The sequence below is a fragment of the Chryseobacterium sp. T20 genome (assembly GCF_047345655.1).
Lineage (GTDB): Bacteria > Bacteroidota > Bacteroidia > Flavobacteriales > Weeksellaceae > Chryseobacterium.
This window is the reverse complement of sequence record NZ_JBLFDU010000004.1, coordinates 160593-183261: the sequence shown is the minus strand read 5'-3', so window position 1 is coordinate 183261 and position 22669 is coordinate 160593. Positions and strand designations below refer to the sequence as shown.

General features: G+C 35.2%; 16 protein-coding genes. 14 read left to right on the top strand and 2 right to left on the bottom strand.

Annotated features, from left to right (window positions below):
* The first annotated feature begins 51 nt into the window (after positions 1-51).
* Positions 52-1086 carry an NAD(P)/FAD-dependent oxidoreductase gene (locus tag ACMA47_RS11940; protein ID WP_413929955.1) on the top strand — a complete coding sequence of 345 codons (1035 nt, stop codon included), beginning with the start codon at positions 52-54 and terminating at the stop codon, positions 1084-1086.
* 34 nt (positions 1087-1120) lie between these two features.
* Positions 1121-1381, top strand: coding sequence for a SemiSWEET transporter (locus ACMA47_RS11935; protein WP_079240567.1), 261 nt, complete (start codon positions 1121-1123; stop codon positions 1379-1381).
* Positions 1382-1450: 69 nt separating this feature from the next.
* Here the strand turns inward: ACMA47_RS11935 and ACMA47_RS11930 are convergent, their stop codons facing one another.
* Both ACMA47_RS11930 and ACMA47_RS11925 read right to left on the bottom strand, forming a co-directional pair.
* The gene (locus ACMA47_RS11930; RefSeq protein WP_034693726.1) at positions 1451-1885 is read right to left on the bottom strand and encodes an META domain-containing protein; all 435 of its coding nucleotides are present in this window, start codon (positions 1883-1885) and stop codon (positions 1451-1453) included.
* A gap of 38 nt (positions 1886-1923) precedes the next feature.
* Positions 1924-2316 carry a multicopper oxidase domain-containing protein gene (locus ACMA47_RS11925; protein ID WP_034693729.1) on the bottom strand — a complete coding sequence of 131 codons (393 nt, stop codon included), beginning with the start codon at positions 2314-2316 and terminating at the stop codon, positions 1924-1926.
* Positions 2317-2953: 637 nt separating this feature from the next.
* Between ACMA47_RS11925 and ACMA47_RS11920 the strand changes: the two genes are divergently transcribed.
* The 12 genes from ACMA47_RS11920 to ACMA47_RS11865 all read left to right on the top strand — a co-directional run bounded on the left by ACMA47_RS11920 (position 2954) and on the right by ACMA47_RS11865 (position 22554).
* Complete coding sequence (locus tag ACMA47_RS11920; protein WP_079240570.1) at positions 2954-3340, top strand: hypothetical protein; 387 nt, start codon at positions 2954-2956, stop codon at positions 3338-3340.
* A gap of 147 nt (positions 3341-3487) precedes the next feature.
* A complete protein-coding gene (locus ACMA47_RS11915) occupies positions 3488-4570 on the top strand; it encodes an efflux RND transporter periplasmic adaptor subunit (RefSeq protein WP_047428612.1) in 1083 nt (360 codons plus the stop codon).
* A 21-nt stretch (positions 4571-4591) separates the two neighbouring features.
* Positions 4592-7783, top strand: a complete 3192-nt coding sequence (locus ACMA47_RS11910; protein WP_413929954.1) for an efflux RND transporter permease subunit — start codon at positions 4592-4594, stop codon at positions 7781-7783.
* Positions 7755-9212, top strand: coding sequence for a TolC family protein (locus ACMA47_RS11905; RefSeq protein WP_253316906.1), 1458 nt, complete (start codon positions 7755-7757; stop codon positions 9210-9212). Before ACMA47_RS11910 ends, ACMA47_RS11905 begins: the two co-directional genes overlap by 29 nt.
* A 277-nt stretch (positions 9213-9489) precedes the next feature.
* Positions 9490-11094, top strand: coding sequence for a T9SS type A sorting domain-containing protein (locus ACMA47_RS11900; RefSeq protein WP_413929953.1), 1605 nt, complete (start codon positions 9490-9492; stop codon positions 11092-11094).
* A 5-nt stretch (positions 11095-11099) separates the two neighbouring features.
* On the top strand, positions 11100-14573 hold the full coding sequence (locus ACMA47_RS11895; protein WP_413929952.1) for a hypothetical protein: 3474 nt from the start codon (positions 11100-11102) through the stop codon (positions 14571-14573).
* Positions 14574-14581: 8 nt separating this feature from the next.
* Positions 14582-18082, top strand: coding sequence for a DUF6443 domain-containing protein (locus ACMA47_RS11890; RefSeq protein ID WP_413929951.1), 3501 nt, complete (start codon positions 14582-14584; stop codon positions 18080-18082).
* A 484-nt stretch (positions 18083-18566) separates the two neighbouring features.
* Positions 18567-19958 carry an RHS repeat domain-containing protein gene (locus tag ACMA47_RS11885; RefSeq protein WP_413929950.1) on the top strand — a complete coding sequence of 464 codons (1392 nt, stop codon included), beginning with the start codon at positions 18567-18569 and terminating at the stop codon, positions 19956-19958.
* Positions 19959-19983: 25 nt separating this feature from the next.
* Positions 19984-20376 carry a hypothetical protein gene (locus tag ACMA47_RS11880; protein WP_413929949.1) on the top strand — a complete coding sequence of 131 codons (393 nt, stop codon included), beginning with the start codon at positions 19984-19986 and terminating at the stop codon, positions 20374-20376.
* Between the two features lie 44 nt (positions 20377-20420).
* Positions 20421-21527, top strand: a complete 1107-nt coding sequence (locus ACMA47_RS11875) for an RHS repeat-associated core domain-containing protein (protein ID WP_413929948.1) — start codon at positions 20421-20423, stop codon at positions 21525-21527.
* 2 nt (positions 21528-21529) lie between these two features.
* A complete protein-coding gene (locus ACMA47_RS11870) occupies positions 21530-22051 on the top strand; it encodes a hypothetical protein (RefSeq protein ID WP_413929947.1) in 522 nt (173 codons plus the stop codon).
* A gap of 128 nt (positions 22052-22179) precedes the next feature.
* Entirely contained in the window at positions 22180-22554 is a 375-nt protein-coding gene (locus tag ACMA47_RS11865) for a helix-turn-helix domain-containing protein (RefSeq protein WP_413929946.1), read from the top strand.
* Positions 22555-22669 lie beyond the last annotated feature (115 nt).

The following is a 22669-nucleotide window of genomic DNA, read 5'->3' as shown; positions in this document are numbered from 1 at the left end:
TCACTTGATATTTATAGAAAACCTGAGTATTTTTACTCAGGTTTTTTTATTATGAGAAATGTAGATTATATTATTGTAGGAGACGGATATGCAGGGCTTTTCTTGGCTCATCAGCTGATTAAAAATAACAAGTCTTTTGTGATCTTTACGGAAGGAAGAAAAAGCGCTTCTCAGGTTTCAGCAGGAATTATCAATCCTGTTGTTCTAAAGAAGTTTACCACATTCTGGAAAGCACAGGAGCAAATAGATTTTCTTAAAGACAGTCTTAAAGAAATAGAATCATATACCGGAGAAAATTATTTGATCAACGCTCCCATTCACAGAATTTTCCATGATGAAAATGAACAGAATTTATGGTTGAAAAAATCGGCAAATGAAGAATTATCACATTTTCTTGATCAAAATTTCGATCGTTTAAATGTAGTAAATAACGACTTTCTTACCGGAAAGGTGAATCAATCTGCAAGACTTAATGTTAATGGGTTTTTCAGTGGTTTATTCAATTATTTTGAAAAAAATGATCATCTGGTAAAAGAAAAATTCGATTATTCAAAATTGAATCCATCTGAATCGGTATATAAAGATTTTACTTTCAAAAATATAATCTTCTGTGAAGGAATGGGCGTGAAGGATAATCCGTATTTTTCAGAGATTACAGTAAACCCGAACAAAGGTCACCACATAAAAGTGAAGCTTTCTCAACCGATTCCGGAAAACATAACTATTAAAAAGAAACACTTTTTATTTCCAACCGGAAACGGATTATATTTTTATGGAGGAACTTATGACAGAGAGCAGCTTCACCATCATATTGATGAATCAGCAGTTGCCCAACTGGTGAAAGGACTTTCAGAGTTTTATCCTTATGATTTTGAAGTAGAGGAAGTACATTTTGGATTCCGTCCGACTGTAAAAGACAGAAGACCTATCATCGGCAGACATGATACCTTCAGTAATCTTTATGTCTTTAATGGACTTGGTGCCCGTGGAATTCTTAATGGGTGCTATTTTTCAAGAGATCTGTTCCGTTTTATGGAAGAAGATACTCCATTGCATGAAGAAGTTTCATGGAAGAGATTTCAATAGTGTATCTTAGGATTGATATTCAAGGTGAAAATTTATGAATGAAAATATATTAGGTATAGTAGCCGGAGTTCTTACTTCCGTTTCAATGATTCCACAACTTATAAAGGTAATCAGAGAAAAGAATGTAGAAGATATTTCTTTACTCATGCTCCTGGTTCTGATTTCAGGACTCTCTTTATGGGTATGGTATGGTTTTGAAAAAGACGAACTCCCTATTATTATATCAAATGCATTTGCGGTTCTTGTGAATATCAGCCTTTTGATCTGCTATATAAAGTACAACAACAAAAAATAGAAATGTCAATATAAAAAATACGCCTCATCATGATGAGGCGTATTCTATTTTTATTTAAGTGAGATTCAATTACTGAAGAACAAATTTAGCTAAAGGAGCCATTCTTGCTTTATTTAAAGTAAGCGTATTTCCGTTTACAGAGTAATTGTCTGCTGCAAGAATTGCTTTGGTAAATTGATTTTCAATATCAAGATCCTCGCAAGCCATCATCGTAGACATTCCCTGATTGAATTTGATTCTCATCATTTCAGGTTTGATCTCAAAAGTTCCTCCCAAACCATTACATCCAGCATGTCCCTGATATCTCATACCATCCATTTCAAGTTTAAAATAAGGATTGTTTTTAGGATTCTTCAGTTCAATCGGCTTCCCGTTAAGCTCTGTAAGTTTCCATGTTTTTCCTGTAATATCAGTCGTTGCTTTTTGAGCATTTTGTGTTTTACAAGAAACAACTAAAAATGTTGCGATAACAAGTGCCGATAAATAATAATATAAACTTTTCATAATGTTTATTTTTTTAATTTGAATTGCTAATCCCTATGCTAATACGATGCCATTTTTGCAGGACCAGACTCTTTTTTTGCCTGTTTAAGATGGAACAGGACCATATCAACATTCTTTTTCAGGAAAGTGATATTACCTTTAATATCAGAATATTGATATTCTTCATTGGAGGCAGTATATTCAGGTAAAGCATCACTTTTTTTAAGGTCAAAAGTTTTACCGTTTAAATGTATCGTTGCTGTATTTTTGGTGTTGTTGATAGTAACTTCTATTTTTTCTCCATAGCTGTCAACATACACATTTTTTGAAATGTCATCTGTATTTTCTGGAGTAACAGCAGTAATGGTTTCAGCTTCTTTTCCGGGATGTTTACACGCTGTTAGGGAAATAATGGTCAATCCGAAAAGGACTGGTAATAATAATTTTTTCATAGTGATAAGTGATTTTAAAGTGTTTCATGAATTATGATGTTAATGCTATATAAATTTACAAATATTTTTAATAAATATATGTTAATTTTTCATAAACTAACAGAAAATTAAAGTTTTATACAATTTAACTCACTGTTTTTGGAAACAAAATTCACAAAACAGAAAGTAATAATTATTGTCGAAAATTAAGGATAACCGTTGTTAATTCAGGGTTTTTAACAAACTTGTTTTCAGAAGTATAATGTTGTTTTTTTTCATTTTTCATTTGTTGTGTTAATTTTCGGCAAAAATAATTCAAAAAGAAGAGAGTAACAATAAGTTAATGTTAATAATTATAATTCATGATAAAGTTTAGGTTTGACGAATGAAATTTTCAAAATAGAGCACTAAGCCACCTAAAATGTTCAAAAATGCAACAACTTTAAAATTAAAATTTCCTTAAATCAAAAAAAATGGCTTGATATTTGAAAATTGAAACCTGCACAGATGAGATGTCAGGATTGCTCGAATTATGCTTGAATAAACGAAATATTTAATATTTATCATTTTTTTATATTCAGCTAATTTAAAGAAGAGTTAAATTTTGTTAATCCATGATGATAATATCATAATCTGGGTGTACATTTGCAACTTCAAAATGAGAAACTTCGTAGTATATTTTTTAACCGGTCTTTTTCTGCTCTTTGTAGTAGAAAGCAGACTTGATGTTAAAACGCTCCGAAACGACTATAACGGTCATGTTTCTCATCATATGCCAAAAAGAGCCAACCGCCTGAATCAGACTTTCGAAAAACTCTCTGTTCAGCAGATGGCCGATAATGTAGACAATTCCACTTTAGAACTTACCGAAGATGATTTTCAGCTGTCAGATGTATGGCAGGCTGTTATTGTTTTTGCCGGAGTTTTCTCTTTAGTCTATATTTTTGGATTAAAAAGCTACAAACGGTCCAAACCGGATATTCATGGCTTTGTTCTTGGTTTAGCTACCAAAAGATTTATTCTTATCCGCTCCATTAGAATCTAAAATTTCTCCGTTCTATTTATTTTCTGCCTGATGACAGGTGGAAATCCCTCGCGTTGTGTATGCCGGTAATCATCACACCGTACCTCTTTTATTGCCGTTTTTTATTTCTATCAAAACATTAACGATTATATAAACTCTAGAATTATGATAAAAAGAGTTGCTTCGGGAATTGCGCTAAGTGCCCTTTTGTTGGCGGTTGGCTGCAATAAGAAAAAAGAAGAAAAAGAAGAAGTTACCGTCTATCCGGTGACGTCCCCTGTGGTAATGGATACCGTAATCAACAAAGAATACGTAGCCCAGATTCAATCTGTAAAAAACATTGAAGTGAGAGCTCAGGAAAAAGGTTTCCTGGAAAAAATCTTTGTAGATGAAGGACAATACGTACAGGCAGGACAAACATTGTTCCGCATTATGCCTAAATTGTATCAGGCAGAGTTATTAAAAGCAAAAGCAGAAGTAGAACAGGCTTCTATTGAACTGAAAAATGCTAGCACATTGGCAGGAAACAACATCGTTTCTAAAAATGAAAGAGCGATGGCAAAAGCCAAACTGGATGCTGCCAATGCAGAAATGAAACTGGCTCAGATCCACCTTTCATTTACTGATATCAAAGCACCGTTTTCAGGTATTATTAACAGAATTCCCCTGAAATTGGGAAGTCTGGTAGATGAAGGCGATTTGTTGACTTCGTTATCAGATAATACAAGTATCTACACCTATTTCAACGTTTCTGAACCTGAATATTTGAGCTATCAGACTCATGCTGCAGACAGAGGAAGTAATCAGGTTTCTCTGATTACAGCAAACGGAGAAATGTATACACAAAAAGGAGAAATCCAGACGATTGAAGGAGAATTTGATAACGAAACAGGAAATATTGCTTTCCGTGCAAAATTCCCTAATCCGGACAAACTTCTGAGAAACGGAGAAACCGGAAAAGTGCAGATGTCAATGCCTGTTCATAATGCATTGATCATTCCACAGAAAGCAACCTATGAAATTCAGGATCAGAAATATGTATTTGTAATTGATAAAAATGGAGTGGCTAAATCCAGAAATATCAAAGTTGCCTATGAACTTCAGGATTTGTATGTAGTAGGATCAGGAATTTCAAAAGGAGATCAGATTCTTCTGGAAGGAGTTCAGAAAGTAAAGGATGATCAAAAAGTGAAAACAAAATTCCAGGATCCTAAGAAAGTTCTTCAATCATTGAAATTAAAAGCAGAGTAGTGGTCTCTAAAATGAAGCAGTATGTTTAAGAAATTCATTCGCAGACCAGTTCTGTCTATAGTAATCTCATTGATTATTGTATTTATGGGAATACTGTCATTGGTAAAACTTCCGGTGACCCAGTTCCCATCCATCTCTCCGCCTAAAGTAAATATCACCGCAGAATATCCCGGAGCTAACAACGAATTGTTGATTAAATCCGTAGTAATCCCCTTAGAAAGAGGATTAAATGGAGTTCCAGGTATGAAATATATGACTTCGGATGCCGGAAATGACGGGGAAGCTTCCATTCAGATTGTATTTGATCTGGGAACCGATCCCAATGTAGCTGCAGTAAACGTGCAGAACCGTGTATCTTCAGTGGTAAATAAACTTCCGCCTTTGGTAGTGCGTGAAGGGGTAAAGATCACGCGTGAAGAACCCAACATGTTGATGTATATTAACCTGTACAGTGATGATCCTAAAGCTGACCAGAAATTCCTTTTCAACTATGCCGATATCAACGTAATGTCTGAATTGAGAAGGGTAAGCGGTGTAGGTTTTGCCGATATCCTGGGAACCCGTGAATATGCCATGCGTATCTGGCTTAAACCGGATAGATTAACAGCTTATAATATTTCAGCAGATGAAGTAATGGAATCTCTGAATGAGCAGAGTTTGGAAGCTTCCCCTGGGAAAACAGGTGAAAGTTCAGGAAAACGCTCTCAGTCTTTCGAGTATGTATTAAAATATCCAGGACGTTTCAATAATGAAAAAGATTACGGAAACATTATTTTAAAAGCAAAACCGAACGGAGAATCTGTAAGACTGAAAGATGTTGCCGATATAGAGTTTGGAAGTTCCATGTATGATATTTATTCTACATTGAACGGAAAACCTTCAGCAGCAATCACGGTAAAACAATCCTATGGATCCAATGCAAGTGACGTTATCAAAAATGTGAAAGCATTGATGAAAGATCTTGAAAAAAATAATTTCCCTAAGGGAATGCATTACGATATCAGTTATGACGTTTCAAGATTCCTGGATGCATCCATGGAAAAAGTAATCCACACTTTATTTGAAGCTTTCGTTTTAGTTGCCATCGTGGTATTCTTATTCCTTGGAGACTGGCGCTCAACATTGATTCCTGCATTAGCCGTTCCGGTTTCATTGGTAGGAACATTTGCAGTAATGTCTGCTTTCGGAATTACCCTGAATATGATTTCCCTCTTTGCCTTAGTAATGGCGATCGGGGTTGTGGTAGATGACGCGATTGTAGTTATTGAAGCTGTTCACGCCAAGATGGAAGAAAAACACCTTTCTCCATTAAAGGCTACCGAAGAAGCAATGCATGAGATCAGTGGAGCAATTATCGCAATTACGCTGGTAATGGCATCGGTATTCATTCCGATTGCATTTATGTCCGGACCGGTTGGGGTATTCTACCGTCAGTTCTCTATTACAATGGCTTCATCCATTATTTTATCAGGGGTAGTGGCGCTTACTTTGACGCCGGCTTTATGTGCTTTGATCTTAAGAAATAATCATGGAAAGGCTAAAAAGAAAACTCCTATTACTATTTTCCTTGATAAATTCAACAACCTGTTCACAAAAGGAGCTGGTAGATATGAGAAGATGCTGAATAAAACAGTGACGAAAAAGACAATAACACTGCCGTTACTATTAGCATTCTGTGCCTGTACATTCTTCCTGAGTAACTCTTTACCTTCAGGATTTATCCCGGCTGAAGATCAGGGGATGATCTATGCGATTATTCAAACCCCTCCGGGATCTACATTGGAAAGAACCAATCAGATTGCCAGAGAACTTTTGAGAGAATCTGAAGATATTGATGGCGTACAATCCGTTTCTTCTCTTGCAGGTTATGAAATTTTGACGGAAGGTACCGGGTCCAACTCCGGAACCTGTCTGATCAACCTTAAAAGTTGGGAAGAACGTAAAGAATCCGCTGCAGAAATCATTGAAAAACTGGAAGAAAAAGCCAAGAATATTCCGGGAGCTAATATAGAATTCTTCCAACCGCCTTCCGTTCCCGGATATGGAGCAGCAGGAGGTTTCGAACTTCGTTTGCTGGATAAAGCGGGAAGTGGAGATTATCATAAAATGGAGCAGGTAAGTAATGACTTTGTGAAGGAGCTTAAGAAGCGTCCGGAATTGGGATCAGCGTTTACATTCTATTCTGCGAGTTTCCCACAATATATGCTGAAGATTGATAATGATCTTGCAGAACAAAAAGGAGTCACGATTGAAAAAGCGATGGATAACCTTTCTACATTGATCGGGTCCAACTATGAAACGAGTTTCATCCGCTTTGATAGACCCTATAAGGTAATTGTTCAGGCTGGTCCTCAATACCGTGCCTTACCAACTGACCTGTTGAAGCTGTATGTTAAAAATGATAAAGATCAGATGGTTCCATACTCAGACTTTATGAGATTGGAAAAAGTATATGGACTATCCGAAATTACCAGACATAATATGTATAACTCTGCAGAGGTGAGCGGAACTCCGGCACCTGGATATAGTAGTGGACAGGCGATCAAGGCCATTCAGGAAGTTGCGGATAAAACACTTCCAAGAGGTTTTGGTATCGACTGGGCGGGTATTTCTAAAGATGAAGTAAGCCGTGGAAATGAAGCTGTATTTATCTTCCTGGTATGTTTAGGATTTGTTTACCTGATCCTTTCTGCACAGTATGAAAGTTTCATCCTTCCGCTACCAGTTATTTTATCCCTTCCGGTAGGTATTTTCGGAGCATTTTTATGCTTAAAATTATTAGGATTGGAAAACAATATCTATGCACAGGTGGCCATGGTCATGCTTATTGGACTTCTGGGTAAAAATGCCGTGTTGATTGTAGAATTTGCCGTTCAGAAAAAGGCAGAAGAAGGAATCCCTGTGGCAAAAGCTGCAATTGAAGGAGCTGCTATCCGTTTCCGTCCGATTTTGATGACATCATTTGCTTTTATTGCCGGATTGATTCCATTGGTGATTGCAACTGGTCCTGGAGCGATTGGTAACCGAACGATTGGTACTGCAGCAGCAGGAGGAATGTTAATCGGGACTATTTTCGGATTGATGATTATCCCTGGACTGTATTATATCTTCGGAACAATTGCAGATAAGTCACGATTGGCCAGATATGAAGAAGAAAATCCTTTAACAGAACAAACTGAACCTTATGAACATGATGGAAAATTCGAAGACTAAAAATATAATCGCAGCCATTGCCTTATCACTTGTCCTTGCAAGTTGTAAGGCACCGATGGCGACTGTTATAAAAGATGAGGTAAAAGAAAATATTCCTCAGAACTTTAATCAGGAAGAACAGCAGGATGCTAACAACAATAGCGGAACAACGCCATGGAGACAGTTTTTTACTGATCCAAACCTGGTAACGCTTATTGAAACTGCTTTGAAAAATAATCAGGAGCTTCTGATCACACTTCAGGAGATTGAAATTGCTAAAAGTGGTGTTTTGGCTAAAAAAGGAAGATTAACTCCAACGGTTTCTGCAGGAATAGGAGCAGGATTGAAAAAATCCGGCCGTTATACCAGTGAAGGAGCAGGGGATGCTACTACAGAAATAGAACCCGGAAAAGAAATGCCGGATCCGCTAGGTAATTTTGAAGCAGGATTAAACGCTAGCTGGGAGATTGACATCTGGAAAAAACTCAGAACAGAAAAAGAGTCTGCAGTAGCTCATTATCTTTCTACAGTGGAAGGGAAAAATTTCGTTTTGTCTAATCTTATTGAAGAAGTTGCGGATAATTATTATGAGTTATTGGCTCTTGATAATCAATTGGATATTATACAGCAGTATATCAAGCTTCAGCAGAGAGCATTGGAAATTTCCAAAATTCAGAAAGAAGCTGCCGCTGCAACGGAACTTGCTGTGAAGAAATTTGAAGCAGAACTGGCGAAATCCAAAGCAGCCGAATATACAATCCGCCAGCAGATCACAGAGAAGGAAAACGAAATTAATGCTTTACTGGGAAGATATCCACAGCCAATTGTGAGAACAAAGGAAAACTTTATGTCTACCATTCCTCCCACAGTGTATACCGGAATCCCATCTCAGTTATTAGCCAACCGTCCTGATATCAAACAGGCAGAGCTGGAATTGAAGGCATCAAAACTGGATGTGGAAGCTGCAAGAAAAGAATTTTATCCTTCTTTGGAAATTTCTGCAACCTTAGGGCTGGAGGCTTTCAAACCTTCATATCTTGTTAAATTACCTGAATCGATTGCTTATAATCTTGTAGGCGAGCTGGCTGGACCACTCATTAACAAAAGTGCAATAAAAGCTAATTTTCAGACAGCAGATGCAAAACAGGTTCAGGCATTATACGAATATGACAAAACCATTTTGAATGCTTATCTGGATGTTGCCAATCTGATGTCAAAAGTTAAAAATATTGACCAGTATTATCAATTAAAATCACAGGAAACCAAAGCTCTGGATCAGTCTATTGATATTGCCAATCAGTTGTTCCGTAATTCAAGAGCAGATTATCTTGAAGTTCTTTTGAATCAGAGAGATGCTTTAGATGCTAAAATGGAGCTTATCGAAGCAAAGCAAAAACAGCTCAGCACGGTAGTCGACATCTATAAAAGTTTAGGTGGAGGCTGGAAATAAAACATCATAATTCTATCAATAAACAGTTAATGTTTTTTGGAAGGGTCAATTCTTTTGAGTTGGCCCTTTTTATTTTTAATACGACAGGTTCTGTCGCCGTGAGTAGATATTTTTGCATCATAATGATACAAATTGTAATACAATATAAAGAAAATCTAACTATTAATAGCATGATTTATAGTAGGTTGGAGTATATCAATTTTTGTGTCTTAAAAAGTACTAAATTCGCTGCGTTTTTAATAAACTAATTACTAACTCAAAAAACGACAACACGGGAATGAGAAAACTTTATCTCGGTGCATTTACTTTATGCACAATCTTGGGCGTATCTGCTCAGGAAGTAGTGTGGCAAAAAGACATCCAATCCTCTACCCAGGATTTTCTAAGCCAGGTCACGACAACCATTGATCAACAATACCTTATCACAGGAAGTTCTATTCAAAGCAATAAGCAACAAGCTTCAGGCAGTAAGCAAAATAATGGTTATGATTTTCATTTAGTAAAACTCAATCAACAGGGTCAAGAAGTTTGGGAGAAATATTTCTCAGGACAAAATCATGATTATCTGTCGGCTACCGTTACTACTCAGGATGGAGGATTTCTGTTAGCAGGAACATCTTATTCCGGAAAAGGATTAGACAAAAAAGACGATTCCAAAGGAGGCTCAGATATCTGGCTGATCAGAATCGATGAATTCGGTGATGAATTGTGGCAGAAAACGTTGGGAAATTCTTCCGATGAAGAAGCGAGAGCTGTTATTCAAACTACGGACTTAGGATTTTTTGTTGCCGGAAATGTACAGAATTCAGCAAAGGGCTATGGTTCTAAAGATGTCTGGATCACCAGACTCGATAAAAATGGAAAAGAACTCTCTCAATTAATTTTAGGAGGAAAAGGTTTAGATGAAGTGGAAAAGATGATTCCAACGAGAGATGGAGGAGCGTTACTGGGGATTTATTCGAGAAGTTCCGAGGTTCGTGTTTCGGGTTCTGCATCAAACGTTCAAAACCCGAATCCCATATCCCGAAACTCGAAACAAACTGAAAACTTTGGTGAGGGTGATTACTGGATTGTCAAGCTGGACAAAAACGGAAAAGTAGAATGGGAAAAGAACTTTGGAGGGAAAGGAGATGATCATTTGAGAACTCTGGCTTTAACTTCAACTGGCTTTATCATTGGTGGAGAATCCAGATCAGAAAGATCAGGAAACAAAACGGTAGGCATTGAAGAAGGAACAGACCTTTGGTTGATTGCTCTTAATGAAAAAGGCGATGAACAATGGCAGAAATCCTACAATTTCAAAAACAGAGACATCCTGATGGGCATGAGTGTGGTAAGTGGGAGGCCGGAAGATGGAAGCGAGAAGTCTAAAGGTATTCTGTTGGGAGGTTACACCCAGGCAGAAGGAAGAATTCAAACCGATGATGAAACCTTCTGGATGCTGTATCTGGATCAGAATGGAAATGAGGAGTGGAGAAAACACGTCAAAGGAGAATCCAGACAAAAAGAAGAAAGACTTTCTGACTTAAAGCTCAATAGAGATGGTTCGATTATTCTTGCCGGAACCAGTGCAGAAGAACTAGGCAAAGAAAACTGGAAAATCGTGAAGCTGGGCGACAAACAGGTTGACCAGCTGATTGAAAAATACGATATCAAGATCTATCCAAATCCTGTCTCTGATTATACTTACGTAGAAATCGGCTTCGATTTTAAGGATGCTGATATTCTGTTGTATGACATGAGCGGAAGGCAACTTCAAAATATAAAAACCAAAAACAAAGTGACTAAGATTAATACCCAGGCTTTGGTACAAGGAGCTTATTTGGTGACGATAAAAACTGATACCAATAAAACAGCTAATGCTAAATTGATAAAAAAATAGAATTGATGAAAAGAAAAAAAATAACTATTGCAACACTATGTATTTTAGCAAGTAATATCTATGCTCAATCAACACCTGATATTAAAACAGACTTACCCCAAATAATTCCGCCTTCTCCTACGATTGCAGCCTTAATGAAATTTGAAGAAGTTCCGGTTAATAATTACACTGGTACTCCTGATATTGGTATTCCTTTGTTTTCAGTTCCCACTCACTCCAAAGATATTAATCTGGAGGTATCGTTAAAATATCACCAGGCAAATGTTAAAGCAGATAATATTGCAGGAGAAGCGGGATTGGGATGGAGTATGATGTCCGGAGGAACTGTTTCAAGAACTGTTAGAGGGTTGCCCGATGAAATATTTGTTCATGGAAATAATGGAGTTATAAAAGCTAAAATTGGACTCTATCATGATAATCTTACTAATGATAATAATTATTATAATAGTGACCTTAGCGTTCTTTCTCAACTTGCATATAGTGATCCTTATAAAGCAAATAAGTATTATTGGGAAACAATAGAACAGGGCAAGTTCGATACAGAATATGATTTGTGGCAATTTAATTTTATGGGAAATTCCGGTCGTTTTTATCTGAAAAAGAATCAGGCTGGTATTTTAGAGGCTGTCCCTTTGAGCGATTATAGAGTGAAGATTATCAATCATTATTCTACTATTAATAACAATCCTTATATACCTACTGGTTTTACAATTTATGATGAAAAAGGGTATCAATATATATTTAATGTTTCTGAAACAACAAGTACTACACAGGCTGTTGACAACAGAAGTTTGTTTAATCCAAGTTCATCCATGTCCTCCAATACAGAATTTATCAGCTCATTTCATTTGGTTGAAGTAAAAGATCCCAATGATAAAAGCTTGATTCAGTATGATTTTTATGATAATGATTTTATGGAGGTCAATAGGAGTTCTAATTTTATTGATAATGAATATCCCGATGGAAATTATTCAAAATACTCAAAATACAATTGCTTTAATGAAGTCCAACCGGCACAGCAGATCGTTAATTCACTTTCAAGAACTAAAGTGAAAAAAATAAAGAACATTACAGTTTCTGATTATTCTAAAATATCATTTGAATATGCTACTGATAGAAGCGACTCAGATATACTTCTTTATGATAAGGTGGTAAGAATTAAGAATATCAGTTTTAAAGACCTTAATGATAGAGCTATTAAAAAAGTAAGTTTTAATTATGGGTATTCTAATATCATAAAGAATAGATTGATGCTAAAAGAGGTTGTTGAGGATTTTGGAGTCAATACACAACCATTAAAGTATACTTTTTCCTATAATGAAAACAATCAAAATTTAAACGGAACAATTGCTCTTGATTATTGGGGGAATTTTAACCTTATCACGAACAATTGTAATGCTCAGACAGTTTCAACAATCAGAACACCTAATCCGCAGACAAGTACTTTAGATCTGTTAAATAAAGTAAAATACCCAACAGGTGGCTCTTCTGTTTTTGTTTTTGAAAGTAATACCTATTCTTATATTGGAGATGAACCCGTTACGGATTTTAAAGAAAATACATTAAATGAAGTTCATCTGAATTCCGATTATAAATCATTCGATAATTCGGCTTTTCAATTGCTTCCCATTCACACTAAAGATAGAAGAGCTGTATTTAGAACTGATATCCTGCTTCCTGAAGATCCCAATACCTGGAATAGAAGTATCGGTTTATTTAAAATAATCAATGGGCAGTATAGTTTGGTTAACAGTTTTTTTTGTGTTGAACCCAACAATGATTGTTGTAAAGAGATTATCCTGGAAAAAAATGTACAGTATGCTGTAAAAAGGCTTAATTTGAATTTAAACTATAATGGGGTAGACCATTTATCTATTGAATATTATACAGCAGCAGAACAAGAAAATAAATATTTATTCGGTGGTGGTAACAGAGTTTCTAAAATAGGATATTTTTCAAATGATTCAAACGATTTGTACATAAGTTATATGAATAGTACAATTGTCCCTGAAAAGGAGAAAAAATATAACTACAATTGGTTAGGAGATAGTAAAAAAAGTAGTGGGGCCTTATCATTTATCAAACCGGTTTTTAGTTATCCAAGGAAAACAAAAATTCTTACTTCGTGTATAGATGCTCCATTCTTTTCAGAAGGAGCAATAGCTGGAGTAATTAATTTTATAACAACAACATCATTGAATAACACATCATTAATTAATACGCACGGCTCTGATGTTGGATATAAATATGTGACTGTTTTTGAAACAGAAAAAGGAAAAATTGAACAAGAATATACATCTCCAATAGACTATCCTGAAGAAATTTCATTAGCAAATATAAAAAGACCTTTTGTCCCAAGTAAAAACATAGATTATAAGAGAGGTCTTTTAAAGAAGGAAATAATTTTTGATAATTTTTTAAAGAAAATTTCAGAAAGTAATTTTAATTATGAATTTGAAAACCATGAAGAAGTCTATGGTCATCGTTTTTTTAGGCCCGATGGGTTAGGATTTGATGGAGGATATTTCAGTAACTATGATGCTTATGTTACGGCATTGCAACAAGTTAATATGGGGATCCCTATTGATTTACACAATTTTTTTATGTCTGGAAATCTACCGGGATATCCCCTTCAATATATGGAAAATGTTTCCTTAGTGGATGCCTATGGTTGGACAAAACTATCATCAAAACAAACTAAAAGCTTTTTTTATGACAATGGAATTCAGAAGGTTACAGAAAGAAATGAGTCTTTTGAATACAATCCATTAAATAAAATGATTTCCCAGCATATTAGTATGGCAGAAGACGGATCTCAGTTAAAAACAAAATATTTTTATCATACCGGAAATTCACCTCATTCACAAAATAGGATTTCTGAAATTGAAAAAATAGAAAGTTATAATAATAATATTTTGACTGACGTCAAAAAAATTGTGTATAATAATCAATGGACAGGAAACGTTTCCTTTTTACCTAATGAAGTGCAAACCTCATTTGCAAATGGTTCATTGGAAAAGAGCATCACTTATGATCAATACGATTCCAAAGGGAACTTACAACAATACACCGCAAAAAATGGTCTTTCAACCGTAATCGTTTGGGGTTACAACCAAACTCAGCCTATTGCCAAAATAGAAGGCGCCAAATTAACAGACATCCAACAATCATTAATGGATGCGATCGTTAATGCTTCCAATACAGATGCTTTGGCAGCTCCCAACAATGATGAAACAGCCTTTTTGTCAGCATTAAATACCTTCAGAGCTAATACGGCATTATCCGCTTATCAGATTACCACCTATACCTATGACCCATTAGTAGGCGTAAGAAGCATCACACCACCCTCAGGGATTAGTGGGGTTTATATCTATGATGCATCGAACCGATTACAAGAAATCCGTCAGCAGGAAAAAGACAGCAGTGGAAATATAATTTATAAAACGCTGAAAGAATTCAAATACAATTATAAAAACTAAACACAATCATGAAAAAACTTATAATTCCTATAGGAATTCTTATAATGGGAACTGCCCAGGCGCAGCTTACCAATACAGAAAATTATGTCTATTCAAAGACGTATTTATCAGATCCTACGTTGGCTAATGTTAAAAGCTCAGAAACCGTTCAGTATTTTGATGGATTGGGAAGACCTAAACAAATTGTCAATGTAAAAGCATCTCCATTGGGAAAAGATGTTGTTACTCATACAGAATATGACCAGTTCGGGAGACAGGTGAAAGACTATCTTCCAGTTCCTCAACAGGCTACACAGAATGGAGCTATTTATACTTCCCCACTCAGCAATGCCACTCAGCCAGGACTTTATGGGTCAGAGAAGATTTATTCTGAGAAAATCTTTGAAAATTCACCACTGGACCGTGTTTTAGCACAAAAACAAGTGGGAACTGCATGGGATAACAAACCCGTACAATTTGGATATGACGTCAATGCCGATGGTGAGGTTAAAAAATATAATGCCACTTTTAACTACACCACTTTTACCTCTCAACTAACTTTATCCGGCTCCTACGGAATAGGGCAGCTGTATAAAAATACCGTTACCGATGAAGACGGAAACCCAACCATTGAATTTAAAAATGGACAAGGGCAGGTTGTATTGGTGAGAAAAGTCATCAGTGTTACAGAAAGTGCAGATACCTATTATGTTTATAATGATTATAACCAATTAGCATTTGTAATCCCTCCCAAAGCTTCTGTAACAGCAGATCCCAATACCGTATTGAATGATTTATGTTACCAGTATAAATATGATACAAAAAACCGTTTAGTAGAAAAAAAACTTCCCGGAAAAGGCTGGGAATATATGGTGTATAATAAAGCTGATCAGCTTATTCTGACTCAGGATACCGAGCTTAAAGGAAAAGGACAATGGCTCTTTACCAAGTATGACCAGTTTGGAAGAACCATCTACACCGGAATCACCAATAATACAGCCAGCAGGGCATCGATACAAAACAGTGCCAATGTCAATACCGTTTTATATGAAACCAGAACTGCTGCCGTTGGATTTACCTTAAACGGCATGGCGGTATACTATACCAAGCTTTCCACTCCTTCCAATGTTAGCCAGGTATTAAGTGTTAATTATTATGATACCTATCCTGTAGGCTCCTCTGCGGTTACCAATGTATTTGCCCAGCCTCTTCTTACCGATAATCCGGCAAATGCACAAACGACCAAAGGACTCCTTACCGCCTCCTATATCAAAAATATAGAAGATGATAAATGGACCAGAAATTTTGTCTGGTACGATACAAAAGGAAGAAACATCGGTTCAAGAAGCAACAATCATTTAGGAGGATATACCGTGGTCAACAATAAACTTGATTTTACAGGAGTTATCCTTCAGACTAATACCTACCATAAAAGGCTTGCTGCAGATCCTGAAAAGGCTATCGTAGAAAAATTCACCTATGATCTTCAGAACAGACTTCTGACCCATACCCATCAGGTGGGCAGTAACTCTGTTGAATACCTGGCTCAGAATAAATACAATGAAATTTCCCAATTAGAATCTAAGAAAGTAGGTGGAACGGCTGCTGCATCCCCATTACAGACCATAGATTACCAATACAATATCCGGGGTTGGATGACAAAGATCAATGACCCTGCCAACTTAGGGAGCGATCTGTTTGGTTATAAGATCAATTATAATCAGGTAGAAGGGTTGGAAATGCCTAACTCAGATTTTTCTGATTTAAAGGTAAAACCGAAATATAACGGAAATATTGCTGAGGTATCATGGAAAACCTTAACAGAAGATAATGAACCATTGAAAAGATATGGGTATGTTTATGATAGTTTAAACAGGTTGTCAGCAGGGTTCTATCAGAGAGCCGGAGCAGAAGCTGCTAAAGAGTATTTTGAAAAGCCGGAATATGATCTTAACGGAAATATTACACGCCTTAAAAGATCAGGAGGTGTCCTTCCGGGAAGCACCGTGGCATTAAGCATCGATAATCTTAAATATGATTACTCCGGAAACAGGCTGATAAAAGTAACCGATGAACAGCAGAATCCATCTGGCTATCCTTATCTTACTGTTCCTAATTCTATTGAATATGATAATGGAAATCTCAATGGGAATGGAAATATGACTAAACATTTGGATAAAGGGATTTCCTCTATTGAATATAATTATTTAAATTTACCAGATAAGATTACCCAAAACTCAAAATTGACAAGCTATCTTTACAGAGCAGACGGGGTAAAAGTAAAGAAGCTTTTTGGAGATCTGGAGACTCATTATCTGGATGGCTTTCAGTATAAAAGCACAAAACCATCAGAATCATCAGTTGTAGGAATAGATATAAGTGTTATTGATGACCCTAGCGAGGTTGCCGAAATAAAGTTAAGGATTATCCCTACCTCAGAAGGGTATTATGATGCGTTATTGAATCAATATATTTATAATTATACAGATCATTTAGGAAATGTAAGATTAAGTTATACAGATACGAATAAAGATGGCGTAATACAACCAAGGCAATACTTTCAGAGCCAATGTGAAGATATCCCATGGGATCCTTTTAACCCACCAAGCTGTATCAGTATTTGGAAACCGGGAGAAATTGTAGAAATAAATACTTATTATCCTTTTGGATTACTGCATAATTATACTGCGACTACTCTGAATGCTTATCAATACAAGTACAACGGCAAGGAGTTACAAGAGACTGGAATGTATGATTATGGAGCTAGGTTCTATATGCCGGATATTGGGAGATGGGGTGTGGTGGACCCGCTGGCTGAAAAGATGACTAGGCATAGTCCTTATAATTATGCTTACAATAATCCGGTGAAATTTATAGATCCGGACGGAAGAGCACCCAAAAATGATATTACAGTTAATAATTCAGGTAAAGTTCAATATGTAAAACCAAATAATCAACCTAATAGGTTTTTTGATATGAAAGGAAATGAGCTTAAATTTAATGACCCAAAAGGTGTTGACAATAAATTCTTAAATTCTGAATTTAAAAAAGGAGATAGGGTTTTTTATGCTATAAGCTCAGGACAAGTAGATAAAGCTGTAAATAGTGTAGGATTAAATGATGAAATAAAAAAAGCTAGAGGTGCAGTTGTAACAGTGCCAAGTAATGAAATGAAAGCGGCAGCTTATGGATTGGCAAATGCAATGATTGCTTTTGAATCTCATAATGATGCTGATTTTACACATAGTTTTTTAGCAAATCAAGTTGAAGGAGGAAAGAATGGTTTAACAGAAGATGGGGGAGTTTTTAGAACACACTATGTAGAAGATGATGCATTCTTTAAATTTGAAGGGACAAATGATGTTTACAATCTTTATGATGCAGGGAATTTTATGTGGGGGAATTGGACAAAAGAAATTGGATTAACAGATATAGAAGTTTCTGCAGGTTCACAAGCAAATGAGTTGAGAAAAGGAAGCTTGGACTCTGGAGCGGATCAAAGCGCAATTAAAAAAGGAAGAAAATATTAATATGTTAAAAAAGATTCAATACCCTAAAAACTTAATACTTATATTTTTAGTATTTTCTTTGTTTTTCTATCTAATCAGGAATATTGGAGATGGAAGATCTTTTATTGATTTTATATTAAACTGGATTATTTTTATACCTGGAATGGTTATGTTTTTCATTTTTTTTATAAGTAATACTTTCAAATATAAGAATGACAGAACTAATTTATTATATTCTGTAATACCTCTAATTATTTTATTTTCCTTCATTATTTATATCATCTATAATTTTTTTATAACTTGGAATGAAGTATGGAATACTCCATAATAAAAAATCCGACTAACAAGTCCTCCACTGCCGCACGAATCTTTCGTGTGGCAGGTAAGAATAAAAGCCACTGCAAGAGCAGTGGCTTTTATTATATGTATAACTGGTTAATAATTACATTTCTCCATCCAATATAATTATTTAAATTTACCAGATAAGATTACCCAAAACTCAAAATTGACAAGCTATCTTTACAGAGCAGACGGGGTAAAAGTAAAGAAGCTTTTTGGAGATCTGGAGACCCATTATCTGGATGACTTCCAGTATAAAAGCACAAAACCATCAGAATCATCAGTTGTAGGCACAGATATAAGTGTTATTGATGACCCTAGCGAAGTTGCCGAAATAAAGTTAAGGATTATCCCTACCTCAGAAGGGTATTATGATGCGTTATTGAATCAATATATTTATAATTATACAGATCATTTAGGAAATGTAAGATTAAGTTATACAGATACCAATAAAGATGGTGTAATACAACCAAGGCAATATTTTCAGAGCCAATGTGAAGATATTCCATGGGATCCTTTTAACCCACCAAGCTGTATCAGTATTTGGAAACCGGGAGAAATTGTAGAAATCAATACTTATTATCCTTTTGGATTACTGCATAATTATACTGCGACTACTCTGAATGCTTATCAATACAAGTACAACGGTAAGGAGCTTCAGGAAAGTGGTATGTATGATTATGGAGCAAGAATGTATATGCCGGATCTGGGTAGATGGGGAGTTGTAGACCCATTGGCGGAAAAGATGACTCGTCATAGCCCTTATAATTATGCGTTCAATAATCCCATTAGGTTTGTTGATCCGGATGGAAGAGAGCCTCTTTCGGGAGCCGCTGCGCAGCAGGCATTTGTGAATTATAGGAACAGTATGCCAAATAATGAATATGATCAAAATGGTAAGATGATTAGTAACTTAGGTGGAAATAAAATCGATTTTTACCATCAAAGAAACGGAGATACTAAAATGGTTAGCCGACAAAGTGGAGCTTCAAATATTATTAAAGGCGGAGAATCCATTATTAGAGGTTATACTCACAGAGGAAAGGATGTAAGTTGGAGAACTATAACAGATGAGTATCTTAATGGAACAGGACCTACTCGCAGTTTGTTTAGTGATTTTAATGATGCAAATAATGGACCTTTTGCTTCTTTAAATAAGTTATCGTCTCCATATTCTTCTTTAGCAAGAAAGGATGTACTAAATTCAAAAAATTCAAAAGGAGTTATAAAAATGGATTATTTCCAAACAAATCCATTTACTGCAAATTTTGATGGATATGAACAAATGTGGGGAAGATCAAATGTATCTTGGTATAAATTAGGAGATGAAACACTTTTTTTAATGACTGATTCAAAATCTATGGAATCATTTTTTTATAGAATAGCAGAAAGTCACGAAAGAAGTGTTCCAAATGATGCACATGGTACAACTTATCAGACCTATATATGGACTGAAAGTAATTCTGAAGTTCAACAAAAAGTAATTAACCCAACCTTAAAGAATGTTTTTAAACAAGCTATAACACTACCATCTATATTAACAAGACCTAGATTTTAAATCGAACATCTTAAATTTAATAAATATGAAAAAAAGTATAAGTTTAATTTTATTACCATTTTTATTTTCGTGCCAAAATATTACTAATGAAGATGTATATGGAAAATATTCACCCATGTCATACAAGAATACTTATGACACTCTAACAATTAACAAGGGTGGGATTTATAACAGAGTGATTTACAATATAAAAGGGAGGAAATTATTGAATTACAATTCGAAATACAAATTAGATGGTTCTTCAATAAAGTTTTCTGATTTTTATTTAAATTTAGATAAAGATTTAATTGCCTTTCCAGAAGATGTGAATGATATTGATATGACCTATACTACTTTTTTTGAAAAAAAAGATAAGAATATTGTACTTTGCTTTGGTTACCATAATGGGGAGAATTGTTATAAAAAGATTTTAGAATAAAAAAACCACTAAGCAAAGTCCCCGCTAGTTCGAGCGTTTCGCTCGTGTCCATAAATAAAACAAAACACCACTGCAGCGGCAGTGGTGTTTGCTCTTTCATCATCAAAAACTATTATATTTACCAATATAAGGATCATCTTGGAAATGCAAGGATAAGTTTTGCAAGAAATAGCGCAGGCGCTCTTGAAATCACAGATGCCAATGATTATTACCCATTTGGGATGAATCATCTGAAAACCGGAAATGCATTCTTTGGATCGGGAAGTTATAAGAATTACAAGTACAATGGCAAGGAGCTTCAAGAAAGCGGAATGTATGATTATGGAGCAAGAATGTATATGCCGGATCTGGGTAGATGGGGAGTTGTAGACCCATTGGCGGAGAAAACAAGGAGATTTAGTCCTTATAATTATGCTTTCAATAATCCTATTCGATTTATTGATCCAGATGGAATGCAGGCAGAAGATAAGATTAAGATCTTTAACAATGGTAACATAGAAAGAACAAAAGACAATAATGCCTATGATACTATTACCAACGAAGATGAATCTAAATCTATCCAGATTGCCCGTACAAATGTGACAGAAAAGAATCCTACAGGAGATTCACAGATAGGGAATATGAAATCATTAGCTTTTGATTTGCCAGAAAGTGATGGGCTGGAAGGTAGCACAAGTTCAACATACAGCTATTTGCAAATACAGAACTATGATGTAGCAACTCAATTCTTTGAATTTGCAGCAGAAAACACAAAAGTGGAATTTTCTCAAGATACATTTAATTTTAGTGATGGATACAGTACAAGCATTGTAAGTACTAACCATTCTGTTAATCAAAGTGTAAATGCAGGTGCTATGTTGGGAGCATATAGTTTTGGAGGACATATTATACAAGATGGAACCCATTTTGAAAATGTACACTCCCATCCGCCTGGTGCAAACGTGGGTCCATCAGGTTGGAATGATAGGTTTATAAATAATGTTCCAATAATGACTTATGGTTTAAAGCAAGGAGATGCAAACTTTAGAAGTAATAACCCTCAAATTACAAATACATATCAATATGGTACTTGGAAATGGCCAACGCCAGGGAAAGGGTATTTTAAATATGACTCAAAAAATGCAACATTTATTGGAGGTAAAAAGAATTAAAAATGAGAAAGAATATATATTATTTACTAATCTTCTTTGTTTTAATAATTAGTTGCAGTACAGCTGTTTTCAATAAAGAGGATAATACAGCGAGAAACATTGTTACTGGCTATATAGAATTTAGAAATCAACAAAAAGTAATAAATCCAAAAACGAATATCATCATTATCGGTGCTCAAAGTGATAATGCTAAAAATGGAAATTACTGGATTGATTTGTGTTTTGTAAATCCAGCATTATTAATGGATTTTAAATATTCTAAAGTGTATGAAGTCAATGGATATAAATTAATTATTAGTGAAGATTTAGATAAGTCTTATTTGTTAGAAAAAACATTTAAAGAGATTCCTTATGAAAATCTTAATTTAGCTAAAATGGCTATTACATATAACACAACAAACTGGCATATTACGTTAAATAGTAAAAACGAAGTTGTTGAAATTTTACCCCAAGAAAAATCAAAAGAAATTAAAAATATTTTGAAAAAGAAAGGAGTGAAATTTTCAAAGAATTATACAGATTAGTCTTCACTTAAAACATAGAAACACTGCAACTGTGGTGGTTTTTGTATTGTTCTGTTTTCAAATACAAAACAGAACAATGTAAATAAAAGGTTTGAATTTTTTATATTTGTGGTAATGAATAAAAAATCATGATGGAAAAGCTAAAGAGTTTACGAAAACAGCGGGGCTATACCCAGGAATATATGTCTAAGATTATATCAACGGATGTATCCAATTACAGCCGCACAGAAAGTGGTGATGTAAGGATTTATGATGATGAATGGGAGAAGCTGGCTAAAGCTTTAGATGTTCCGGTGGAAGATATCAAAGAAGAAAAACCTTCCAGTATTGTTCAGAATAATGATAATCTGACGTTCAATGATAACTCCGGAAACTATAACTATTATTGCAGTATTCCCAATCATATTTTAGATAACCTGAATGATTATATTGCACTGCTGAAAAAGCAGAATGAAGCTTTAGAAGAAGAGAATAAGAAGCTAAAGCCCAATAAAAGAAATTAAACGCTGTCATCTTACAGCCTGAAGATATTCTCAAATAAAAAAATACTGCTTATCAAATAGGCAGTATTTTTAGTTTTTATGAAGACCAGATAAAAGGCTGGGCCTTACTTCTTTA